Origin of the sequence: Bartonella sp. ML70XJBT.G (genome assembly GCF_028618575.1) — a bacterium.
In the GTDB taxonomy this organism is placed as follows: Bacteria; Pseudomonadota; Alphaproteobacteria; order Rhizobiales; family Rhizobiaceae; genus Bartonella.
In genome coordinates this window covers 1-4,196 of the sequence record NZ_JAQITA010000048.1, presented here as the reverse complement: position 1 = coordinate 4,196, position 4,196 = coordinate 1, and the positions used below count along the sequence as shown (strand labels likewise).

Here is a 4,196-nt window from a genome sequence, read left to right as displayed (position 1 = left end):
TGTTCTGCTAACCTTTTCGCCTCATTGGCTCTACCTACCGCCTCTTCACTCGATTGCTTGGCTGCTCTAGCATCTTGTTTCGCCTCTTCAGACATACTCTTCGCGCCTTCAGCTGCTCTCGTAGCTGAACTGACATCATCCTTGGCTTCCTTTGCTATACTCAGCGCTTTACTCACCGTTTCAACTGTTTTACTTACCTCTGTGAGGGCTTGTTCCAAACCCCGCTTCGATTCTTCTGCTAACTGTTGAGCACTATTGGCACGCGACATCGCGTTTTCTGCTTCTTGCCTCGCATTCACAACCTGTTCTAACGGCGCAAAACTTTCATACGAATACAAAGAAGCTGTTCCTAATAACTTGGGGACAACAACACTATCTTGTGACGTGCCTGCTAGCATTTCTTCTCTCGTCGCTACCGGTATCGGATATTCATGCGTATGTTCTGGTATCTTCATCGGCTCTCCTCCTTACATGATGCTACAATAAACATTCTTTTAATTCTTCAAGCTCTTCGCTTAAGCCACCTAAACGCTTCTCTAAATCTTGGCGTGAACTATTAAGCTCTGACTGCAAAGCGCTCCTCAACAAATTTAAAAGCTCGTTAAGCGGAGCATGCACAAAATGATCCCCTGAATACAAAACGACCCGTACTTGGGACGGGTCGCTAATCTCTGAGATCGCAAAGGGCTTTAATACCATTTCAACTCCTCATGTCTTGATCCCAAAGACAACACTCACATTAACGGGACGCGTTTCAACACCACCTGATCTCTCCGTCAAAAGGTGATGTTCATGATGTGCCATATCATTGATGCCCTCTTTTATCGGTGTGGAATGATATAAAAAGTTAGCAAAAGGGCTGCGGATAAACCAAGGCAAACGGGCGGGTTTGTCCTTTTCTGTAAACCAAAAAGGAACCTCTTGAGGCTCTCCATCCTCTGTTATCCGGTCAAATTCCTTGTTACACTCTTTTAAAGCATCTCCGGTCAAACCCACACACTCATCATCAACGCTTCTCTTGCTCCTCTTTGAAGAACGCCAAATAGAAGAAAGATCGCGCTTCTTGCGTGACGAATTGCTATCCGAAACTTCAGAACCTATAAAATGATCATGCGCTTTCAATGAACAAGTTTGCATACTCGCAAAAGAACGCCAACGATCTAGACCACGTTCATAATCCATGCCACGTAAAAACATCCCACGAAAATCGGGGACATGGAATGTCGTGACACCATCTCCCTCTCCCCACGTCGTTCCTATTGCATTAAATAAATCCCAATAAACTAACCGTGAATAAGCCTTCCCATCGCAAGGTAACCAACCTTCCGGCAAGCGTTCCATCGCAAAAGGACCTATCAAACCGGACGGTAAGCGTTGTAATGAAGAAACTTCACACCTTGTGGGATTGAGAACCTGCCAACCGGTTATCTCTTCATCATACACAAGTGTATAAAGACAACCATCTTGAATTTCTCCTCCGGACAAAACCGATAAACCGCTGTCCGTTGCCTTATAAACTGGCTTGGCTGGTAAATCATTTAAAGCAATCGTGGTCGCCCCTACATTCTTGCCCTTCGCTTTAAAACAAACCGATATTCCACTCTTATAGTCTAAAAACACCGATTTACTCTGCAACCTGATCGCACTCGTCTGTTGTTCATTGTCAACCGTGACCTTTCCTTCAAGGGCTCCTCCCGTATCCCATAAATATTCGCCCACTCGTTGCATCATAAAACGCGCACTATTATTCACTGTGCTTGGGAGTTGTCCTTCTGACCAATCTATCAAATCATCAGCCCCACCATTCTCTGATGCCGTCAAAGACCAATCATATATCGTTGACATCTTAACCTCATGTCTTGATCGCAAACACTACACTCATATTTATTGGGCGCGTCTCGCTATCACCAGAACTTGCTAAAACAACATCACGCATCTGAAGGTGTGAATGGGGAAAGGCTAGCTTATGGTGTATACGAATATCTTCTGCTCTTACTCCAAGCCGTTCAGCAAGCTTCAACCTTTGCTGGTCATTGAGTACATAACCCCAGATGATCGTCATATCACCATGCCAACTCTCTTCCTCATCATCATTATTTAAAATCGTAAAGGATTCACCACTATGGTCATGTTTTTTCATGCTATCATTCTGGAGTGTCCCAAAAGAACGCCACCGGTCTAGATCACGTGAATCATCAAGTCCACGCAGAAAAACTCCACGCAAATCGGGAACATGAAACTTGGTCCAACTCTCACTACCACCCCACCTTGTCCCTATCGCTTCATAAAGAGCACTATAATCACTTCGTAAATAAGCCTTCCCATCACATAATAACCAACCGGAGGGGAGACGTTGCATACCAAAAGCACATATGCTGCCTGCTGGATAGCGCAAAAGATCTAGCGTTTTGCTTAAAGGCGCCGGCGTAGGATTCAAAAAATGCCAAACACCACGCTGATACACAAAGCTGTAGATGCACCCCTGTTGGATCTCTCCTCCTCTTAAAGAACCCATGCCTAATTCCGTTGCCTTATAAACGGGCTTGGCTGGTAAATCATTCAAAGAAATCGTAGTGGTTCCAACATTCTTACCCTTCGCTTTAAAACAAATCGATATTCCATTCTGATACTCTAAAAATGCTGATTTGCTTTGAACTCTTATCAAAGTCGAATGTTTTGCTTCATCAACAGTAAAGGTATTTTCAATCTGACCACTTGTGTCCCATAAATATTCGCGCACTCGCTGCATCATAAAACGCGCACTGTTATTCACACTACTAGGGCGCTGCCCTTCTGACCAATCAATCAGATCATCACAATACCCATTCTCTGATGTCGTTAAAGACCAATCATATATCGTTGACATCTTAACCTCATGTCTTGATCGCAAACACTATCGAGACATTAATAGGACGCGTCTCTCCTTCTCCAGAACTCCTCAAGACAACATCTTCTCTTTCATCTACGCTATAGGGTTCTACAATGTAGCCACCTAGATTCTCACGCTCTATACCCATAAAATTCGCCAGAGAGCTCCCCCCAAACAACCCTAGACGATACCCCAAAACATCCGTCGTATGACCATCCCAATAGTTTTCAGTGCTCCTAAAATGGGGGGTGGAAAGCTTTTGACCTTCATGTTGGTGTGACTGGAGTAAATCTGTTTGCACACTCGCAAAAGCGCGACCAACATCAATCTGACGTCCTCCATCAACTCCACGTAAAAACATTCCACGCAAATCGGGGACATGGAATGTTGTGACACCATCTCCCTCTCCCCAAACCGTCCCTATCGCTTCATAAAGAGCTTTATAATCACTTCGTAAATAAGCTTTCCCATCACATAATAACCAACCTCTTGGAATAGCCCGCATCCCAAAGCTTCCTATAAATCCTGTTGGATAAAGGTCACTTTCTTCTTCTAATGGTAAGGAGGTAGGATTAACAAGATGCCATCCATCTCCGCTATAGACCAATGTATAAAGACAACCATCTTGGATTTCTCCCCCCGATAAAACCGATAAACCACTTTCCGTTGCCTTATAAACGGGCTTGGCTGGTAAATCATTTAAAGCAATCATGGTCGCGCCAACATTCTTGCCTGTCGCTATAAAACGCAAAACTATTCCATTCTGATACTCTAAAAATACCGATTTGCTCTGCAATCTAATCACTGTCGTTTGCTGCTCATTATCAACACGCACAACCCCTTCAAGGGTTCCACCCGTATCTGAAAGATACTCTCTTACCCTTTGCATCATACCGCGTGCGCTATTATTGATTGTACTTGGCAATTGTCCCTCTGACCAATCTATCAAATCATCAGCGCGTGTGTTATCCGCCGCCCTTAGCGACCAATCATAGATCGTTGACATAACTCTGGTATCCTAAATTCCGTAAAACACCCGCATCAATTGCGTCATAACTGGATTATCGTCTGCGCTCTCTTCTTCTGAAGGCTCTTCCTGTGAAGCTAATAACGCCCTTAAAACCTCTAGCAAGTTCGCTCTCTTGCCCATGTCCCCTCGTGCGATAGGACTTGCTCTATAAGGTTGCTGCCCCCCATACATCTGAAACACACGGTTGGCAAAATCACCAGCACGCATTGCGTTATTGCCTGCATTCAAACCAACCGCATTGCTGCCAACCAATTGCGCTGCATTGGCATGGGGATTTTGCAAAAGGCGAGCGGCTCC

4 protein-coding genes and 2 pseudogenes are annotated in these 4,196 nt (G+C 44.7%); all 6 read right to left on the bottom strand.

What is annotated here, in order from left to right:
* Window positions 1–455: pseudogene (locus PVV64_RS09940) on the bottom strand (hypothetical protein); the annotation flags it as partial.
* Between the two features lie 22 nt (window positions 456–477).
* A complete protein-coding gene (locus PVV64_RS09935; protein WP_273760832.1) occupies window positions 478–699 on the bottom strand; it encodes a hypothetical protein in 222 nt (73 codons plus the stop codon).
* A gap of 9 nt (window positions 700–708) precedes the next feature.
* Window positions 709–1,845 carry a phage tail protein gene (locus PVV64_RS09930; RefSeq protein WP_273760831.1) on the bottom strand — a complete coding sequence of 379 codons (1,137 nt, stop codon included), beginning with the start codon at window positions 1,843–1,845 and terminating at the stop codon, window positions 709–711.
* Window positions 1,846–1,852: 7 nt separating this feature from the next.
* Entirely contained in the window at window positions 1,853–2,866 is a 1,014-nt protein-coding gene (locus PVV64_RS09925) for a phage tail protein (protein ID WP_273760830.1), read from the bottom strand.
* A gap of 7 nt (window positions 2,867–2,873) precedes the next feature.
* On the bottom strand, window positions 2,874–3,875 hold the full coding sequence (locus PVV64_RS09920) for a phage tail protein (RefSeq protein WP_273760828.1): 1,002 nt from the start codon (window positions 3,873–3,875) through the stop codon (window positions 2,874–2,876).
* Between the two features lie 12 nt (window positions 3,876–3,887).
* A pseudogene (locus PVV64_RS09915) lies at window positions 3,888–4,196 on the bottom strand (lytic transglycosylase); the annotation flags it as partial.